General features: G+C 47.6%; 1 pseudogene. It reads left to right on the forward strand.

Going from position 1 to position 652, the window contains the following annotated elements:
* Positions 1–462: pseudogene (locus tag CIK04_RS26095) on the forward strand (sulfatase-like hydrolase/transferase); the annotation flags it as partial.
* Between the last annotated feature and the right edge of the window lie 190 nt (positions 463–652).

Here is a 652-nt window from a genome sequence, read left to right on the forward strand (position 1 = left end):
TTTGGAGAACACCATCGTGGTCATCACCTCGGATCATGGTGAAGAGTTTAACGATAATCGCATGAACTATTGGGGGCATTCAGGCAATTACAGCCAAGCGCAAATTCATGTACCTTTGTACCTCTACGCACCAGGCCAAGCCGCCAAGACTTACGATTATCGCACCACCCACTTTGATGTGGTGCCCACACTGATGGCAATGCTTTTTGATAATAAAATGAATACTGCCGATTTAGCGTCGGAGACAACTTGTTCGACGCGAGCAAATCTCGAGATTGGTTTATCGCGGGGAGCTACTACAACTATGCACTCGTCGGCCAAGAGATGATGATGGTGGTTAACCCGGCAGGAAACTCAAAACAGCTCAACAACCAATTGAAAATTGTTAAAGACCACAAAGTGCCGGTTAATGTGATTCAGCAATCACTGGAACTGATGTCGCGCTTCTATCACAAGGGCTAACGACCGTTTTTCTCGCCATTAAGCAAAAACGCTCGCATGATCTGCGAGGCGTTTTTTCTCTACGACACCATTCGATACTAGGCAAATTTGCCAAGCACGCTGCGTTTTGGCAACACCACTAAATTYGTAGAAGTATTGCACCGCGACGTATCCCACCACAACCGTGGCCACCAACAGCTCGATGCCAGCC

The organism is Vibrio sp. 03_296 (assembly GCF_002265885.1).